The 16,270-nt window shown below is 69.9% G+C and carries 21 protein-coding genes; 3 read left to right on the top strand and 18 right to left on the bottom strand.

The window, feature by feature from the left end:
* Positions 1 to 12: 12 nt before the first annotated feature.
* Positions 13 to 1,023 (bottom strand): 4-hydroxythreonine-4-phosphate dehydrogenase PdxA, encoded by a 1,011-nt coding sequence (pdxA, locus tag VO99_RS01895; RefSeq protein ID WP_046111073.1) that lies wholly within the window; start codon positions 1,021 to 1,023, stop codon positions 13 to 15.
* A 123-nt stretch (positions 1,024 to 1,146) separates the two neighbouring features.
* On the opposite strand from pdxA, the gene VO99_RS01890 reads away from it, so the two are divergent.
* The gene (locus VO99_RS01890) at positions 1,147 to 1,683 is read left to right on the top strand and encodes an outer membrane beta-barrel protein (protein WP_046111072.1); all 537 of its coding nucleotides are present in this window, start codon (positions 1,147 to 1,149) and stop codon (positions 1,681 to 1,683) included.
* Between the two features lie 21 nt (positions 1,684 to 1,704).
* On the opposite strand, the gene VO99_RS01885 is transcribed toward VO99_RS01890, so the two are convergent.
* Positions 1,705 to 2,454, bottom strand: coding sequence for a Nif3-like dinuclear metal center hexameric protein (locus tag VO99_RS01885; RefSeq protein ID WP_046111071.1), 750 nt, complete (start codon positions 2,452 to 2,454; stop codon positions 1,705 to 1,707).
* Between the two features lie 29 nt (positions 2,455 to 2,483).
* Between VO99_RS01885 and VO99_RS01880 the strand changes: the two genes are divergently transcribed.
* Positions 2,484 to 3,653, top strand: coding sequence for a trypsin-like peptidase domain-containing protein (locus VO99_RS01880; RefSeq protein WP_046111070.1), 1,170 nt, complete (start codon positions 2,484 to 2,486; stop codon positions 3,651 to 3,653).
* Between the two features lie 24 nt (positions 3,654 to 3,677).
* On the opposite strand, the gene tatC is transcribed toward VO99_RS01880, so the two are convergent.
* The 15 genes from tatC to VO99_RS01805 form a co-directional block, all read right to left on the bottom strand.
* Complete coding sequence (gene tatC, locus VO99_RS01875) at positions 3,678 to 4,469, bottom strand: twin-arginine translocase subunit TatC (protein WP_046111069.1); 792 nt, start codon at positions 4,467 to 4,469, stop codon at positions 3,678 to 3,680.
* Positions 4,466 to 4,948, bottom strand: a complete 483-nt coding sequence (gene tatB / locus VO99_RS01870) for a Sec-independent protein translocase protein TatB (protein WP_046111068.1) — start codon at positions 4,946 to 4,948, stop codon at positions 4,466 to 4,468. Before tatB ends, tatC begins: the two co-directional genes overlap by 4 nt.
* Before the next feature lie 37 nt (positions 4,949 to 4,985).
* Complete coding sequence (gene tatA / locus VO99_RS01865; RefSeq protein ID WP_046111067.1) at positions 4,986 to 5,228, bottom strand: Sec-independent protein translocase subunit TatA; 243 nt, start codon at positions 5,226 to 5,228, stop codon at positions 4,986 to 4,988.
* Positions 5,229 to 5,294: 66 nt separating this feature from the next.
* The gene (locus VO99_RS01860) at positions 5,295 to 5,642 is read right to left on the bottom strand and encodes a histidine triad nucleotide-binding protein (RefSeq protein WP_046111066.1); all 348 of its coding nucleotides are present in this window, start codon (positions 5,640 to 5,642) and stop codon (positions 5,295 to 5,297) included.
* A gap of 31 nt (positions 5,643 to 5,673) precedes the next feature.
* A complete protein-coding gene (locus tag VO99_RS01855; RefSeq protein WP_232315234.1) occupies positions 5,674 to 6,060 on the bottom strand; it encodes a DUF4870 family protein in 387 nt (128 codons plus the stop codon).
* Between the two features lie 21 nt (positions 6,061 to 6,081).
* Positions 6,082 to 6,429, bottom strand: a complete 348-nt coding sequence (locus tag VO99_RS01850) for a phosphoribosyl-ATP diphosphatase (RefSeq protein ID WP_046111065.1) — start codon at positions 6,427 to 6,429, stop codon at positions 6,082 to 6,084.
* Positions 6,426 to 6,815 carry a phosphoribosyl-AMP cyclohydrolase gene (hisI, locus tag VO99_RS01845; RefSeq protein WP_046111064.1) on the bottom strand — a complete coding sequence of 130 codons (390 nt, stop codon included), beginning with the start codon at positions 6,813 to 6,815 and terminating at the stop codon, positions 6,426 to 6,428. Before hisI ends, VO99_RS01850 begins: the two co-directional genes overlap by 4 nt.
* A gap of 9 nt (positions 6,816 to 6,824) precedes the next feature.
* A complete protein-coding gene (locus VO99_RS01840) occupies positions 6,825 to 7,274 on the bottom strand; it encodes an NUDIX domain-containing protein (RefSeq protein ID WP_046111063.1) in 450 nt (149 codons plus the stop codon).
* Positions 7,267 to 8,136, bottom strand: coding sequence for an ATP-binding protein (locus tag VO99_RS01835; protein ID WP_046111062.1), 870 nt, complete (start codon positions 8,134 to 8,136; stop codon positions 7,267 to 7,269). Before VO99_RS01835 ends, VO99_RS01840 begins: the two co-directional genes overlap by 8 nt.
* Positions 8,137 to 8,179: 43 nt before the next feature.
* Complete coding sequence (gene pdeM / locus VO99_RS01830) at positions 8,180 to 8,845, bottom strand: ligase-associated DNA damage response endonuclease PdeM (RefSeq protein ID WP_046111061.1); 666 nt, start codon at positions 8,843 to 8,845, stop codon at positions 8,180 to 8,182.
* Between the two features lie 34 nt (positions 8,846 to 8,879).
* Complete coding sequence (gene slmA / locus VO99_RS01825; RefSeq protein ID WP_046111060.1) at positions 8,880 to 9,524, bottom strand: nucleoid occlusion factor SlmA; 645 nt, start codon at positions 9,522 to 9,524, stop codon at positions 8,880 to 8,882.
* A 75-nt stretch (positions 9,525 to 9,599) separates the two neighbouring features.
* On the bottom strand, positions 9,600 to 10,322 hold the full coding sequence (locus tag VO99_RS01820; RefSeq protein WP_046111059.1) for a pyrimidine 5'-nucleotidase: 723 nt from the start codon (positions 10,320 to 10,322) through the stop codon (positions 9,600 to 9,602).
* Positions 10,323 to 10,374: 52 nt separating this feature from the next.
* Complete coding sequence (locus tag VO99_RS01815) at positions 10,375 to 10,761, bottom strand: hypothetical protein (RefSeq protein ID WP_046111058.1); 387 nt, start codon at positions 10,759 to 10,761, stop codon at positions 10,375 to 10,377.
* Between the two features lie 207 nt (positions 10,762 to 10,968).
* A complete protein-coding gene (gene argB, locus VO99_RS01810) occupies positions 10,969 to 11,874 on the bottom strand; it encodes an acetylglutamate kinase (protein WP_046111057.1) in 906 nt (301 codons plus the stop codon).
* A gap of 60 nt (positions 11,875 to 11,934) precedes the next feature.
* Positions 11,935 to 12,369, bottom strand: a complete 435-nt coding sequence (locus VO99_RS01805) for a Cd(II)/Pb(II)-responsive transcriptional regulator (protein ID WP_046111056.1) — start codon at positions 12,367 to 12,369, stop codon at positions 11,935 to 11,937.
* 72 nt (positions 12,370 to 12,441) lie between these two features.
* Here VO99_RS01805 and VO99_RS01800 point away from each other — a divergent pair, with 72 nt between their 5' ends.
* Positions 12,442 to 14,751 (top strand): heavy metal translocating P-type ATPase, encoded by a 2,310-nt coding sequence (locus VO99_RS01800; protein ID WP_083440278.1) that lies wholly within the window; start codon positions 12,442 to 12,444, stop codon positions 14,749 to 14,751.
* Between the two features lie 22 nt (positions 14,752 to 14,773).
* Here the strand turns inward: VO99_RS01800 and VO99_RS01795 are convergent, their stop codons facing one another.
* The gene (locus VO99_RS01795) at positions 14,774 to 16,267 is read right to left on the bottom strand and encodes a carboxypeptidase M32 (RefSeq protein WP_046111055.1); all 1,494 of its coding nucleotides are present in this window, start codon (positions 16,265 to 16,267) and stop codon (positions 14,774 to 14,776) included.
* Positions 16,268 to 16,270: the final 3 nt, after the last annotated feature.

Genomic DNA, 16,270 nt, shown 5'->3' with positions numbered 1-16,270 from the left:
CGCCGCCCGCACTCAGCCGCCCGCACTGAGCTGGCGCGCCATGCGCACCGCCGTCACCAGGCTGGAGGCATCGGCCAGGCCGCGGCCGGCGATGTCGAAGGCGGTGCCGTGGTCCGGGCTGGTGCGCACGAAGGGCAGGCCCAGCGTGACGTTGACGCCCTCCTCCACGCCCAGATACTTCACCGGGATCAGGCCATGGTCGTGGGTCATCGCCACCACCAGGTCGAAGGCGCCCTGGCGCGCCCGCATGAAGACCGTGTCGGGCGGGAACGGCCCCTGCGCGTCGATGCCCTCGGCCCGCGCCGCCTGCACGGCGGGGCCGATGTAGCGCAGCTCCTCGTCGCCGAACAGGCCGCCCTCTCCGGCGTGCGGATTGAGCCCGGCCACCGCGATGCGAGGCGCCGGCTGGCCCCAGGCCGCCGCAGCCCGGTGGGCGATGCGCACGGTGGACAGCACCGCGTCGAAATCCAGCAGCTCCAGCGCCCGCCGCAAGGCCACGTGGATGGTGACCAGCACCACCTTCAGCTCCGGGTTGGCCAGCATCATGCGCACCGGCGGCAGGCTGCCGTCGGGGCCGGCCGCCAGCGCCTGCAGCATCTCGGTGTGGCCCGGGTAGGGCACGCCGGCGGCGCTCAGCGCTTCCTTGTGGATGGGCGCGGTGACCACGGCCCGTGCCTGGCCCTGCTGCACCGCTCGCACCGCCTGCTCGATCCAACGCGCCGCGGCCGCGCCGGCGCGGGGGTCGATGGTGCCCCAGGGCAGCGCGGCCAGCGCCGCATCGCCGCCGCCAGCCAGCAGCGGCAGGCAGCCCGGCGGGCAGTGCGCATGGTCCAGTGGCGATTGCAGCAGCGCCAGCGGCGCCGGGCGGCCCAGCGCGGCCAGCGCCCGGCGCAGCACGCCGGCATCGCCCACCACCACCGCATCGTGCAGTTCGCCTTGCAAGAAGGCCTTGGCGACGATCTCGGGGCCGATGCCGCAGGCATCACCCAGGGTGACGAGCAGAGGAAGCGAGGGCGCAAACATGGTCGGGATTGTGGCCGGCCCGCAACAACATTTCACGCTTGGAACGGCACCTCCTTCACCCGCGGCTTCCAGCATGGGGTCACGCCGGCATCCGCCGGCCCTGGCTGAAGAGGAAACAAGAGCATGAAGTCGAAGCTGAACAACCCCGCCCGCCTGGCCCTGGTGGCCGCCCTGGCCAGTGCTGCGGCGCTGCCCGCCATGGCCGAAGGCCTGTACGTCGGCGGCTCGGTGGCCAAGCCGGACTGGAACGCCAACAGCATCAATGGCGTGTCCGGCGATTCTTCCGGCACCGGCCTGAAGGTGTATGGCGGCTGGCAGCTGCATCCCAACTTCGCGGTGGAAGCCAGCGCCTTCCGCCTGGGCCGCCTGAGCGGCAGCAACGGCGACGCCAAGGCGGACGGCGTGGGCCTGGATGCGGTGGGCATGCTGCCGTTTGCCACCGACTGGACGGCCCTCGCCAAGCTGGGCGTGGCCAGCGTCAAGACCCGCGCCGGCGGCGACGACGACCGCAGCACCGTGCCGAAGGTGGGCCTGGGCGTGCAGTACAACCTGTCGCAGACCATGGCCATCCGCGGCGAGTGGGAGCGCTACCGCCTGGATGCGTTCGACCGCAAGAGCAACACCGACCAGTACTCCATCGGCCTGAACGTCTCGTTCTGACGCCGCGCCGGCCGGCGGCCTTCAGGCCGGGTTGTCGATCTCGATGAATCGGTGCTGCAGGCCGTAGGTCTGCGCCAGGTGCGCGGCCACCGCGGGCGCGCCGAAGCGCTCGGTGGCATGGTGGCCGCAGGCCAGGAAGGCCACGCCCGTCTCGCGCGAGATATGGGCCTGCGGCTCCGAGATCTCCCCGGTGACGAAGGCATCGGCACCGGCGGCGATGGCCGCCTCGAAGTAGCCCTGCGCCCCGCCGGTGCACCAGGCCACGCGCGCCAGCGGGCGGCCGTCGCCCGGCAGCAGCACCGGCCGGCGGCCCAGCGCCGCCTCGGCACGCAGGGCCAGCGCCTGCGCGCTGTCCAGGCCGTTGGCGGTGCCGATGAAGCCCAGATCCTGCTCGCCGAAGCGCGCGTCGGCCACCAGGCCCAGCTGCAGCCCGAGCTGCGCGTTGTTGCCCAGCTCGGCATGGGCATCCAGGGGCAGGTGGTAGGCGAACAGGTTGATGCCGTGCGCCATCAGCCGCTGTACCCGGGCCTTCAGCCAGCCGGTGAGCCGGCCATCCTGGCCACGCCAGAACAGGCCGTGGTGCACCAGGATCGTGTCGGCTCCGTCCTCGATCGCGGCGTCGATCAGCGCCAGGCTGGCCGTGACGCCGGAGACGATGCGGCGCACCTCGCCGGCGCCCTCGACCTGCAGACCGTTCGGCCCATAATCCTTGAAGCGGTCCACGGCCAGCAGACGGCCCAGATAGGCTTCGACCTCAACGCGCTGGACCATCTCTCGCCCCTTTTCCTGTTGCATCTTGCATGCGTAGAACCTGGCTGATTTTCTCGCAGGCGGTGACGGTGTCGCTGGCCATGCTGTTCGTGGTGGCCACGCTCAAGCCTGATTGGCTCTCGCGCCGCCCCGGCCAGCCGTTGCTGCCGGAGATCGTGTCCATCGTCAGCGCGCCGGTGGCCTCGGCCCTGCCCGCCAGCGCGCCGATGGCCGGCTACAGCACCGCCGCGCGCAAGGCGTCGCCCTCGGTGGTCAGTGTCACCGCCATGCGCGCGCCGCAGCGCAATCCGCACGCCGACGACCCCTGGTTCCGCTTCTTCTTTCGCGAGGGCAACGGCCCCCAGCGGCCTGAACCGCAGCGCGGCCTCGGCTCGGGCGTCATCGTGTCGCCGGAGGGCTACCTGCTCACCAACAACCACGTGATCGACGGCGCCAGCGAGATCGAGGTGCAGCTGGCCGACGGCCGCCAGGCCTCGGCCCAGGTCATCGGTGCCGACCCGGAGACCGACGTGGCGGTGCTCAAGATCACGCTGGACAAGCTGCCCGCGGTCACCTTCGGCCGCGTGGACGAATTGCAGGTGGGCGACATCGTGCTGGCCATCGGCAATCCGTTCGCGGTCGGGCAGACGGTCACCTCCGGCATCGTGAGCGCACTGGGCCGCAGCCGGCTCGGCATCAACACCTTCGAGAACTTCATCCAGACCGATGCGGCCATCAACCCCGGCAATTCCGGCGGCGCGCTGGTGGACGTCAACGGCAATCTGGTGGGCATCAACACCGCCATCTTCTCGCGCAGCGGCGGCAGCCTGGGCATCGGCTTCGCCATCCCGGCCGACTCCGCCCGACAGGTGATGGAAAGCCTGATCCGCGACGGCAGCGTGACCCGCGGCTGGATCGGCGTGGAGCCGCGCGACCTCACCCCGGAAATCGCCGAGACCTTCCAGCTGCCGGTGACCGAAGGCGTGCTGATCACCGGCGTGCTGCAGGACGGCCCGGCCAGCCAGGGTGGCATCCGCCCCGGCGACGTGGTGGTGAGCGTGGACGGCCGGGCCGTCACCAACACCCAGCAGCTGCTGGGCGCGGTGGCGTCGCTGAAGCCCGACACCCTGGTGGGCATCGGCGTGCAGCGCGGCAGGCAGTCGGTGGATGTGAACGTGCGCGTGGCCCAGCGTCCACGCGCGCGGCCGGCCGGGCGCTGAGCCCGTCGGCGCACGCCCCACGCGTCAGCTCGCGGAGGTCTTGCTCTCGGCGTCGGCGTCCGGCGCCTGGGTGTGCTTGATGAACACCTGCGCCGCCCAGATGCCCAGCTCGTACAGCAGGCACATCGGCACGGCCAGCGCCAGCTGCGACACCACGTCGGGCGGCGTGATCACCGCGGCGATGATGAAGGCCAGCACGATGAAGTAGCCGCGGAAGGCCTTCAGCTTCTCGATGCTGACCAGGCCCATCCGCGCCAGCACGATGACCACGATCGGCACCTCGAACGCGGTGCCGAAGGCGATGAACATCGTCAGCACGAAGCTGAGGTAGGCCTCGATGTCAGGCGCGGCGGTGATGCTCTTGGGTGCGAAGCTCTGGATGAACTTGAACACCTGGCCGAACACGAAGAAGTAGCAGAAGGCCACGCCCACGAAGAACAGCAGCGTGCTCGACACCACCAGCGGCAGCACCAGCTTCTTTTCGTGCGAGTACAGGCCGGGCGCGACGAAGGCCCACACCTGCCACAGCACCACCGGCAGCGCGATCAGGAAGGCCGCCATCAGCGTGATCTTCAGCGGCACCACGAACGGCGAGATCACGTTGGTGGCGATCAGCGTGGCGCCCACTGGCAGGGTGGACACCAACGGCGCGGCCAGCAGGTCGTAGAGGCCGCCGGGCCCGGGCCACAGGCACAGCGCGCCGAACACCACGCCCACCGCGATCAGCGCCCGGATCAGGCGGTCGCGCAGCTCGACCAGATGCGACACGAAGGGCTGTTCGGTGCCTTCGAGTTCGTCTTTCTCTTCAGCGCTCATGACCAGCGTTTCGGCCGGTGGCGGGCCACCCGGGCCGCGCCCGACTGCGCCTTGGTGCGGATGCCGGCCTTCTGCTTGTACCACTGGGGCACCGCACCCCGCTTGAGCCGCCAGTTCTTGCGCGGATGCCGGTACTCGGGCACCGGCGTGCTCAGCGGCTCGGTGCCCACCGCGGGCGCCAGGCCGGCGGTGGCGGCATCGTCCCAGTCGCGCTGAAGGTCGGTCGTGTGCTGGTTGAACTCGGTGTGCACCGTCTGCTCGACGTTGCGCGCCGCGTCCTCGAACTGCGTCTTCATCTTCTTCAGCTCATCGAGCTCGATCGACCGGTTGACCTCGGCCTTCACCTCGGCCACGTAGCGCTGCGCCTTGCCGACGAAGTGGCCCACGGTGCGGGCCACCTTCGGCAGGCGCTCGGGGCCGATGACGATCAAGGCCACCGCGCCGATCAACGCGAGCTTGTCGAAACCGAAATCGATCATGCAGCGCTCATGCAGGCAACTTCAAGGCGACGCCGCCTCAGGACTTGCGCTTGGCTTCGACGTCGACCGTGTGCGGGTCGGCCGCGCTGCGCTGCGTGCCCACCTGCTGCGGCGGCACGTCGGTGCCGTCGACGCCTTCGGAGCCACCGCGCACGCCGTCCTTGAAACCCTTGACCGCACCGCCGAGGTCGGAGCCCATGTTCTTCAGCTTCTTGGTACCGAAGATCAACACGACCACCAACAACACGATCAGCCAATGCCAGATGCTGAACGAACCCATATCAATCTCCTTCGAGGGAATCCAACGATTCTAGGGGGCGGCCATGACAGCCTTGGCGTGGGGGGTTCAGCCCTTGTTCCAAGGGCGCGGACCGCCCATTGCATGCAGGTGCAGGTGCGGCACTTCCTGGCCGCCGTCCGCACCGGTGTTGATCACGTGGCGGTAACCGTTGGTCACGCCCAATTCGCGCATCAGCTTCACGCTGAGCACCATCATCCGGCCCAGCAGCGCCTCGTGTGCTTCCGTCACCTCCATCATCGAGCCGATGTGCTCCTTGGGCACGATGAGCACATGCACCGGCGCCCACGGCGCAATGTCATGGAAGGCGATCAGCTCGTCGTCCTCATGGACCTTGCGGGCCGGGATCTGTCCGGCGGCGATCTTGCAGAAGATGCAGTTCGGGTCGCTGTGCATGCGCGGGGCTCGGCGTTGCGGGAAGTAGGGGTCAGTTCGGCATCGGCCGGCCATCGGCCAGCGCCAGCCAGCCGCGGATGACGCGGTACAGGAACCAGATGGAGATCAGGCCCCAGGCAATCCACCCGGGCACGAAGAACAGCAGCCACAGCGGTGCCGTGACGAGGTACAGGCCGGCAGCCCACAGCACGCTGCGGATGCGCCAGCGGAAGTGCGACTCCTGCCAGGTGCCGTCGGCGTCGTTGCGCTTGACCAGGTCGAGGATGAAGGCCGCCACCAGCAACAGCACCGTCGGCTGGAAGGCCGGCAGCACCGCGCCCACCGCGACGATGGCATGCAGCGCGTAGCTGATGTGGCCGATGTTGCGCAGCGAACGCTCGCGCTGCAGATCGGGCATGACGTCGACGATCGGGCTCACGGGACTACCTCCTGCAAAGGGCTATTCGCCGGTGTTCTCGCGCTGCTGCACCTTGCGCAGCGCGAACTCTTCCAAGCCTGAGAGCCCTTCGCGCCGTTCGAGTTCGGCCAGCACGTCGGCCGGCTTCAAATCGAAGGCCGCCAGCGCCACCATGGAGTGGAACCACAGGTCGGCCACCTCATAGACGATCTTCGGGCGGTCGCCGTCCTTGGCCGCCATCACGGTTTCGGTGGCTTCTTCGCCGATCTTCTTCAGGATGGCGTCGGTGCCCTTGTGGAACAGGCGCGCCACGTAGCTGGTGTCGGGACAGGCGCCCTTGCGCGATTCGATGACTTCGGCCAGCCGCGCCAACGTGTCGTTACCGCTCATTTGTAGATGCTTTCGGGGTCTTTCAAGACCGGATCGACGCTTTTCCACTCGCCGTCCTCCAGCCGCTGGAAGAAGCAGGAGTGGCGCCCGGTGTGGCAGGCGATGCCGGGAGTGTGGCCCTGCTGGGTCACTTCCATCAGCACTACGTCGTTGTCGCAGTCCAGCCGTAGGGCGTGCACCTTCTGGATGTGGCCGGATTCCTCGCCCTTGTGCCACAGGCGCTGGCGGGAGCGGCTCCAGTACACCGCCTCGCCCAGCGCCGCCGTGCGGGCCAGCGCCTCCCGGTTCATGAAGGCGAACATCAGCACGTCCTTGGTGCCGTGCTCCTGCGCGATGACGGGCACCAGCCCGTCGCGGTCCCACTTGATGCTGTCCAGCCAGTCCATGACTGCAGTTTACGGCGCGGGGTGGGTGGGCCCGGTGAAGCCGCGCTCCTGCGCGAACCATTGCAGCACCGGCACCGTGCCCGGCAGCACCGGCTGCACCTGCACCGGCAGCTGGTTCCAGGCCATCTGCTGCGCCTCGCGCATCTCGAACTCGCCGCGCCAGTCGAACACCTTGCAGAAATGCAGTCGCACGCGGGCATGTTCGTAGTCGACGATCTCCACCCGCCAGGGGTGCACCGGGCCGATGGTGATGCCCAGTTCCTCGATCAGCTCGCGCCGCAGCGCCTGCTCGACCGACTCGCCCGCCTCCAGCTTGCCGCCCGGGAATTCCCAGTACCCGGCGTACACCTTGCCCTGCGGGCGCGAGGTGAGCAGGAAGCGCCCGTCGGCGTCGATCAGCACGCCCACGGCCACGTCCACCGGCGTGCGGTCGACACCCTGCTGCGGCTCGTCAGGCATCGTCACGCCCCGAGAAGTCGCGGGCGAACTGGTAGGCCACCCGGCCGGAGCGGGAGCCGCGTTCCAGGGCCCACACCAGCGCCTGCGGCCGCGCGGCCTCGATGCGCTCGGGCGCGATGCCGAAGTGCTGCAGCCACTGGCCGACGATGGCCAGGTATTCGGCCTGGCTGAACGGATAGAAGCTGACCCACAGGCCGAAACGCTCGGACAGGGAGATCTTCTCTTCGACCACCTCGCCGGGATGTACCTCGCCGTCCTCGGTGTGGGTGTAGCTGAGGTTCTCCTTCATGTACTCGGGCAGCAGGTGGCGGCGGTTGCTGGTGGCATAGATCAGCACGTTGTCGCTGGCCTGGGCCACCGAGCCGTCGAGCATGGACTTCAGCGCCTTGTAGCCCGGTTCGCCCTCGTCGAAGCTGAGATCGTCGCAGAAGACGATGAAGCGCTCGGGGCGATCGCCCACCAGGTCCACCAGGTCGGGCAGGTCGACCATGTCGGCCTTGTCCACCTCGATCAGGCGCAAGCCGCGGCCGGAGAACTCGTTCAGGCAGGCCTTCACCAGCGAGCTCTTGCCGGTGCCCCGGGCTCCGGTCAGCAGCACGTTGTTCGCCGCCCGGCCTTCGACGAACTGACGGGTGTTGCGCACGAGCCGCTCCTTCTGCCCGTCGATTTCCTGCAGGTCCGACAGGCGGATGGTGGAGACATGCCGCACCGGCTCCAGCACACCGGCGCCACGCCGCTTGCGGTAGCGCCAGGCGACGGCTGCTGACCAGTCGGGGGTGGCGGGCGGCAGCGGCAGCACCGCTTCCAGGCGGGCCAGCAGCGCATCGGCGCGCTGCATCAGTCGTTCGAGGTCGGTGGACATGGGCGGGAAAGGCAACAGCCGGCGCGCGGCCAAGCCGGCCAGTTTAGCGAGCAGGCACCAGGCGATCGGGCACGTCGAACAGCTGCCCGTCGGCCACTGCCACCAGCCGGTCGCCCGGCTGGCGTTCCACCGGATGCAGCCCGGTGAAGCTGCCGAACGCCGGCATCACCGCCACGCCAGCGCGGAAGTGGAAACATGGCACGCGCACCCGGTCCAGGCCGCGGCCCAGCCGGGCGCCAGGATGCAGGTGGCCGGCCACCACCTGCCGGCCCGGCCGCGGCTGCGGGTGATGGCACAAAGCCAGGCCGCCCAGCGGCAGCGGCTCGTCCACGCAGCGGATGCCCAGCCACGGCGGCGGATCGCCGGCGCGGTCGTCGTGGTTGCCCCGCACCAGGGTGATCTCGAGCCGGGCGTGCCGCTCGCGCCAGGCGCCGAAGGCAGCCAGCGTGGGCGCGGCATGGGCATGCGCCGAATGCAGCAGGTCGCCCAGGAACACGACGTGGGCCACCGGGTGCAGGCCCAGCAGTTCGTCCAGCCGCTGCAGGTTGTCGGTGGTGGTGCCTCGCGGCACCGGCACGCCCAGGCGGCGGAAGCTCACCGCCTTGCCGATGTGGGCATCGGCGATGAGCAGCATGTGGTGGTCGGGAAGGAAGGCCGCCTTTTGCGGCAGCAGGCGCAGCGTTTCGCCGCCCCAGGTGAGGTCCAGCATGGCCGCTACGGTAGCAGCCCGGCCGGACGTGGCCTCAGCAGGCCAGCATCTGCAGCGAAGCTTCCAGGTGCTCGGTGGGCTGGCGCTTGAAGCCCGAGCGCGCATACCGATGCAGCCGGCCGATGGCGAACGCGGTGAGCACCGAGGCACGCACCTGCCCGTCCACCGTGGGCGTGTTGGAGCCGGCGTTTTCGGCCGCGCCGCGCAGGCTCTGGCGCAGCATGGACTCCAGCCGGTCGAAGAACTGGTTCATGCGGGTGGCCAGGCGTTCGTTCTCGAACACCAGCGCATCGCCCACCATCACGCGGACCATGCCGGGGTTCTTCTCGGCGAACTGCAGCAGCACGGCGACGCTGCGGTGCGCCTGCACCTGGCCTTGCGGCTCGCGCTCGACGATCTGTGTGACCAGGGTGAACACGCTGCTTTCGATGAAGTCGATCAGCGCCTCGAACATCTGCGCCTTGCTGGCGAAGTGACGGTAGAGGGCGGCTTCGCTCACCTCAAGCCGCGACGCGAGCGCCGCCGTGGTCACACGCTCGGCGCCTGGCTGCTCCAGCATCTGGGCGAGGGTTTCAAGGATCTGCACCCGGCGCTCACCAGGCTTGGGTCGCTTGCGCGCCGGCGAGCCGCCGTTGGACTCCAGCCGGTCGTTCTCCGGGATCGACGAAAAATCTGACATCGCGAAGTGCGAAAGAGTCAACGGTTCCGTCGATTCTTGCATGCAGAAACAATTACTCACCCTCCCCAGAAGCACTCACTTCAATGGGTTGCCAAGTGACGTCGGCCAGTGTTTTCCAGCCGGCAGCAGCTGCGCCAGGCGGCCGATGGTGCGGTCCACGTAGGCCGGTTGCATGGTCCAGCGCTGGCGGCGGGCACGCACCGGCGAGCCCCGCCGGCCGAAGCGCTGCATCCACACCGTGTGCATGCCGATGCTGCGCGCGGCCTTCTGATGCTGCAGCGTGTCTTCCACCAGGATGCAGCGCGACGGCGGCACCCGCAGCCGGGCGGCCAGCGCCCGCAGCATGCGCGCATCGGGCTTGGGGCGCAGGTGGCCGAACATGGCCATGTCCTCGATCGTGACCACCCCGTCGAACCAACGCGCAATGCCCAGCGCCTGCAGCACCCGCATGGCATAGGCGCGCGGCGCATTGGTGAGGATGATCTTGCGTCCGGGCAGGCGGCGCAGCACCGCAAGGTCATGGCGGTGCCCATTGATGCGCTGCTCCAGGTCGGGCAGCAGGTGCGTCTCGTGCAGGAAGTGCGCGGGCTTGACGCCGTGGTGCTTCACCAGCCCCAGCAGCGTGGCGCCGTAGCGCAGCCAATAGAGGCGGCGCAGGCGGTCGGCCTCCTCGGGCGGCACGCGCAACTCCCGTTGCACGTAGGCACCCATGGATTCATGCAGGGCGCCAAAGACGAAGGCGCCTGCGTCGTGAAGCGTGTCGTCGAGATCAAAAAGCCAGAGGCAGCGGGCGGTCATGCGGCAGATCGTCGCATGAGGCCCGCCGGCCCTCCGGCGCAGCGGGGACGCCTTAGCTGTTGGTGTCGCCGTCGACGATCTGGTCGTTGCGCATGGCGCTGATGGCCTCGGCACGCACCTGGTCGCGGCTCTTGGTGCCGGCCACCTGGTTCAGCTCGGGCTGCTGGAAGCGCTGGCCCAGTTGCTGGCCATAGGTGTCGCCGATGGCGAAGCGGTCGCCGGCGGCCATGGCGGCGCGGGTCTGCGCCACCACTTCGCTGCGGCTGACGGCGTTGCTGTAGCTTGCCGGCTCCTTGTTGCCGTTGGTGTCACCGTTGTTCCAGGCCGAAGTGGTATTGCGGCCGGTGATGTCGACACGGGAGACGTCGGACTGGGCGAATGCGCCACCCGAGGCCAGGAGGGCAGCCAGCGAAGCAGCAGCGATGAAACGGGTCTTCATGTCAGTTCCTTCCATAAACGTTGTCGATGGGAAGGACTGTAGGGAGCAACCCTGGATGAGAAAAACCCGAATGCCGGCAACGACGCATTGCGCCGACGCGAACAATGCGGGCACGAGGCTGGTGTCAGCGCCAATTTTGCGGAAAGAAGCCAGCCGCCTGCGTAAAGTTGGACGACGTTGTCGGCGGATGCCTACGCAGGCGTCGGATCAATGCGAGCGGATCATGGTGCCGTAGGCCTGGTCCGACAAAATCTCGAGCAGCATCGCATGCGGCACGCGGCCATCGATGATGTGCACCGCGTTCACGCCGCCCTTGGCCGCGTCCAAGGCCCCCGAGATCTTGGGCAGCATGCCGCCGCTGATGGTGCCGTCGGCAAACAGCTCGTCGATCTGGCGCGCCGACAGGTCGGTGAGCAGGTTGCCCGCCTTGTCCAGCACGCCGGGCGTGTTGGTCAGCAGCACCAGCTTCTCGGCGCGCAGCACCTCGGCCAGCTTGCCGGCCACCACGTCGGCATTGATGTTGTAGTTCTCGTTCTCGGAGCCGAAGCCCAGCGGCGAAATCACCGGGATGAACTGGTCGTCCTGCAGCGCCTTCACTACGCTGGGGTCGATGGACTCGATCTCGCCCACCTGGCCGACGTCGTGCTCGATGGACGGGTCATTCTTGTCCACCATCTTCAGCTTGCGGGCGCGGATCAGGCCGCCGTCGCGGCCGGTCAGGCCCACGGCCTTGCCGCCGGCGGCATTGATCAGGCCGACGATGTCCTGCTGCACCTGGCCGGCCAGCACCCATTCGACGACTTCCATCGTCTCTTCATCGGTGACGCGCATGCCCTGGATGAAGGTGCCCTTCTTGCCCAGGCGGCTCAGCGCCTCGTCAATTTGCGGGCCGCCGCCGTGCACCACCACCGGGTTCATGCCCACAAGCTTGAGCAGCACCACGTCTTCGGCGAAGTCCTGCTGCAGCACCGGGTCGATCATCGCGTTGCCGCCGTACTTGATGACGATGGTCTTGCCGTGGAACTTGCGGATGTACGGCAGGGCCTGCGCCAGGATCTCGGCCTGCTCACGCGGCGCGATGTGCTGGAGGTCGGGAACGGTCGGTGCAGTCATGGCGGTTGGTGCAACGCAGCAAAGTGATCGCCGATTGTAGGGACGCCCCCCGGGCAGAGGCTACCGGCTGTGCACGCCGCGGGCCGGTGGCAGTTCGGTGTCGCGGGCCTCGCCCAGCGCCAGGACGATGCCGCACAGCTCGCCCGGCTGCGCCTGCTGGCAGGAGCGCTGCAGCATTGCCAGCTGCCGCTCCAGCACCTGCAGCGCGGCGATGCGCTCCCGCACGTGGCCCAGGTGCTCGGCCACCACCTGGTCCACCACCGAGCAATCCGCGTCGGGCGCGTCCAGGTGGGCCAGCAGCACGCGGATCTCGTCCAGGCTCATGTCCAGCGCGCGGCAGTTGGCGATGAACCGCAGGCGCTGCAGCGCGGCGTGGTCGTAGCGCCGGTAGTTGTTGTCGCCGCGGGCCGGCGCGGGCAGCAGACCCGACTTCTCATAGAAGCGCACCGTGTCCACGTCCATGCCGGCGGCGGCCGCCAGTTCCCCGATGCGCATGCGCTGCTCCTGTTGCCCAAGGCCACTGTAGCGGCTTGACTCTGGAGTGGCTCCGGGGTTTGCAATGCGCCCATGGCCCATGGACACATTCCGATCGCGCGTGCCGCGGCAGCCCGCCCCGAGGGCTCGCACCCTGACTTTCATGCACACACGCATCCGCACAGCCACGCGCACGACCATGCGCATGGGCATGGGCATGCACACGAGCCCGCCGCCGATGCCGCGTGCAGCCCGCAGGCCGGCTGCTGCGGCCCGGCGTCCGCCGCGGCCGCCAGTGCGCCACCAGCCGGCCGCGGCACCCGCCTGCATGTGCCGCAGATGGACTGTGCCGCCGAGGAATCCGACATCCGCCGCGCGCTCGAGCCGCTGGCCGGCATCCGCGCGCTCAGCTTCCACCTCGGCAGCCGCACGCTGACGGTGGACGCGGAGCCGCCCGTGGTCGCCGCGGCGGCCCAGGCCATTCGCCAGGCCGGCTACAGCGCCACGCCGCTGGCGGCGGAGGCCGACGTGCATGCTCCGGCCGGCAACACCCCGCGGCTGGTGGCCGCCCTGCTGCTGGCCGCCGCTGCCGAAGGGCTGCACTTCCTGGCACCCGACACCCTGCCCTGGCGCATCGGCGGCATGGCCGTGGCGGCGGTGGCCATCCTGCTGGCCGGGCTGGAGACCTACGCCAAGGGCTTGCAGGCCCTGCGCCATGGCCGGCTGAACATCAATGCGCTGATGGCCGTGGCCGTCACCGGCGCCTTCGCCATCGGCCAGTGGCCGGAAGCGGCGATGGTGATGGCGCTGTATGCGCTGGCCGAGGCCATCGAGGCGCGCGCCGTCGACCGCTCCCGCCGGGCGGTGCAGGGGCTGCTGTCGCTGACGCCGCAGACCGCCCAGGTGCGGCAGCCCGACGGCCGCTGGGCCGAGCAGCCGGCCACCGGCGTGCCGGTGGGCGCAGTGCTGCGCGTGCGGCCCGGCGAGCGCATACCGCTCGACGGCACGGTGGTGGCCGGGCGCAGCGCGGTCGACCAGTCGGCCGTCACCGGCGAGAGCATTCCGGTGGACAAGACCGAAGGCGACCCGGTGTTCGCCGGCACGGTGAACCAGGCCGGTGCCCTGGAACTGCGGGTGAGCAGCGCCTTCGACCACAGCACCTTGGCCCGCATCGTCCAGGCGGTGGAACAGGCGCAGGGCGCGCGAGCGCCCACCCAGCGCTTCGTGGACCGCTTCGCCGCGGTGTACACGCCGGCCGTGTTCGCCATCGCGCTGGCAGTGGCGCTGCTCGGTCCCTGGCTGGCCGGCTGGGCCTGGCCCGAGTCCATCTACAAGGCCCTGGTGTTGCTGGTGATCGCCTGCCCGTGCGCGCTGGTCATCTCCACGCCGGTGACCGTGGTCAGCGGCCTGGCCGCGGCGGCGCGCCGGGGCATCCTCATCAAGGGCGGCGCCTTCCTGGAGCAGGCGCGCCTGCTGAAGGCGGTGGCCTTCGACAAGACCGGCACCATCACCCACGGCCAGCCGGTGCTGGTGGCCTGGCAGGCGCTGGCGGGCCAGCCGGCCGAGGCCACCGCGCGGCTGGCCGCCAGCCTGGCGCATGCGTCGCAGCACCCGGTGTCGCGCGCCATCGCGGCCGGGCTGCCGGCCGACCACGCGCCGGTGGACCACAGCGATGCGCTGGGCGGCCGCGGCATGTCCGGCCGCGTGGACGGTCGCCAGCTGGTGCTGGGCAACCACCGGCTGATCGAGGAACGCGGCCAGTGCAGCCCGGCGCTGGAAGCGGCGCTGCGCGAGCAGGAAGCGGCCGGCCGCAGCGTCACCGTGCTGGCCGACGAGCACCAGGCGCTGGCCTGGTTCGCGGTGGCCGACACGGTCAAGCCGCATGCCGCCCAGGCCGTGGCCGCCCTGCGCGCGCTGGGCCTGCAGCCGGTGATGCTGAGCGGGGACAACGCCGCCACCGTGCGCGCCGTGGCCGCGCAGGCGGGCATCGAGCAGGCCGAGGGCGACCTGCTGCCGGCCGACAAGCTGGCCCGCATCGAAGCGCTGCAGAAGCGCCACGGCCCCACCGCGATGGCCGGCGACGGCATCAACGACGCGCCGGCGCTGGCCCGCTCGGACATCGGCATTGCCATGGGCGCGGCCGGTACCGACATCGCGGCCGAGGCCGCCGACATTGTGGTGATGAACGACGATCTGGGCCGCATCGCCGAGACGGTGCGCCTGTCGCGCCGCACGCATGCGGTGCTGTGGCAGAACATCAGCCTGGCCCTGGGCATCAAGGCCGCCTTCCTGCTGGCCGCAGTGCTGGGCGGCGCCACCATGTGGATGGCGGTGTTCGCCGACATGGGTGCCAGCCTGCTGGTGGTGGCCAACGGGCTGCGGCTGCTGCGGCACAAGCCCTGAGGCGGCCCGCCGCCCGGGCGACTCAGTCGTTCAGGTAGCGCGCCTCGAGGTGGGCCTTGAAGTGCGCCGGGTTCAGCGGCTCGCCGCTGGCGCGCAAGGCCAGCTCGTCCGTGGGCCAGCGCGAGCCCTGCGACCAGATGTGCGCCTGCAGCCAGCCGAACACCGGCGTGAAGTCGCCCTGCGCGATGCGGGCATCGGTGTCGGGCACGGCGCGGCGCATCGCGGCGAACCACTGCGCCGCGTACATCGCGCCCAGCGAGTAACACGGGAAGTAGCCGAACAGCGCCTCGGGCCAGTGAACGTCCTGCAACGGACCGTTGGTGAAGTCGCCGCGGGTGTCGATGCCCAGCAGCGCCTGCATCTTCGCGTTCCACAACGCGGGGATGTCCTCGGCCTCGATCTCGCCTTCGATCAGCGGTCGCTCGATCTCGTAGCGCAGGATCACGTGGGCCGGGTAGGTCACCTCGTCCGCATCGACGCGGATGCGCCCCGGCATCACCTGCGTCAGCAGGCGCCAGAGGTTGTCCGGCTCGAAGGCCGGCTGCAGGCCCAGGTGCTGCACCACCAGTGGCGCCAGCCGCTCGACGAAGGCGCGGCTGCGGCCCAGCTGCATCTCGAAGCTGAGCGACTGGCTTTCATGGATGGCCATCGAGCGCGCCTGCGCCACCGGCTGGCCCAGCAGCGCACGCGGCAGGTTCTGCTCGTAGCGGCCGTGGCCGGTCTCGTGGATGGTGCCCATCAGGCTGATGAGGAACTCGTCGGTGCTGTAGCGGGTGGTCAGCCGCACGTCCTCCGGCACGCCGCCGGAAAACGGATGGGTGCTCACGTCCAGCCGGCCGGCGTTGAAGTCGAAGCCCAGCAGCCGCATCGCCGCCTCGCACAGCGCGCGCTGGCGGTCCACCGGGAACGGGCCCACCGGCTGCGCCAGCGGCCGGCCGCGCTGGCGTTCGGTGGCCTGGGCGATGAGCCCCGGCAGCCACTGCCGCACCTCGCCGAACACGCGGTCCACCGTGGCGCAGCGCATGCCGGGCTCATACCGGTCCATCAGGGCGTCGTACTTCGACAGGCCCGATTGCTCGGCCAACAGCCGTGCTTCCTCGCGGCCCACGCGCAGCACCTCGCGGAAGTTCTCGACGAAGCCGGCCCAGTCGTTGGCCGGCCGCTGGGTGCGCCAGGCATGTTCGCAGCGCGAGGTGGCGATCTGCCGCGCCTGCACCAGCGCCTCGGGCAGCGCATTGGCATTGAACCAGTCGCGCCGGATCTCGCGCAGGTTGGCGCGCTGGGCATCGTCCAGCGGCTCCTGCTCGGCTTGCTGCAGTCGCTCGGGCAGGCTGGCGTCGGTGCGCAGGCGGTGGGTCAGGCCGGCCAGTTCGGCCAGGGCCTCGCTGCGCGCCTGGTTGCCCTGCGGCGGCATGTTGGCGGCCTGGTCCCAGCCGCAGATGGCGGCCAGGTGGTCGAAGCGGTGCAGGCGCTGGCAGTGGCGGGTCAGCTCGTCGTAGGCGGGGGTCGGGCTCATCGG

The sequence above is a fragment of the Aquincola tertiaricarbonis genome, from assembly GCF_000969605.1.
Taxonomy (GTDB): Bacteria; Pseudomonadota; Gammaproteobacteria; order Burkholderiales; family Burkholderiaceae_C; genus Aquincola; species Aquincola tertiaricarbonis.
Note: the sequence above shows the minus strand (reverse complement) of the source record. Positions and strands in the feature narration are given on the sequence as shown.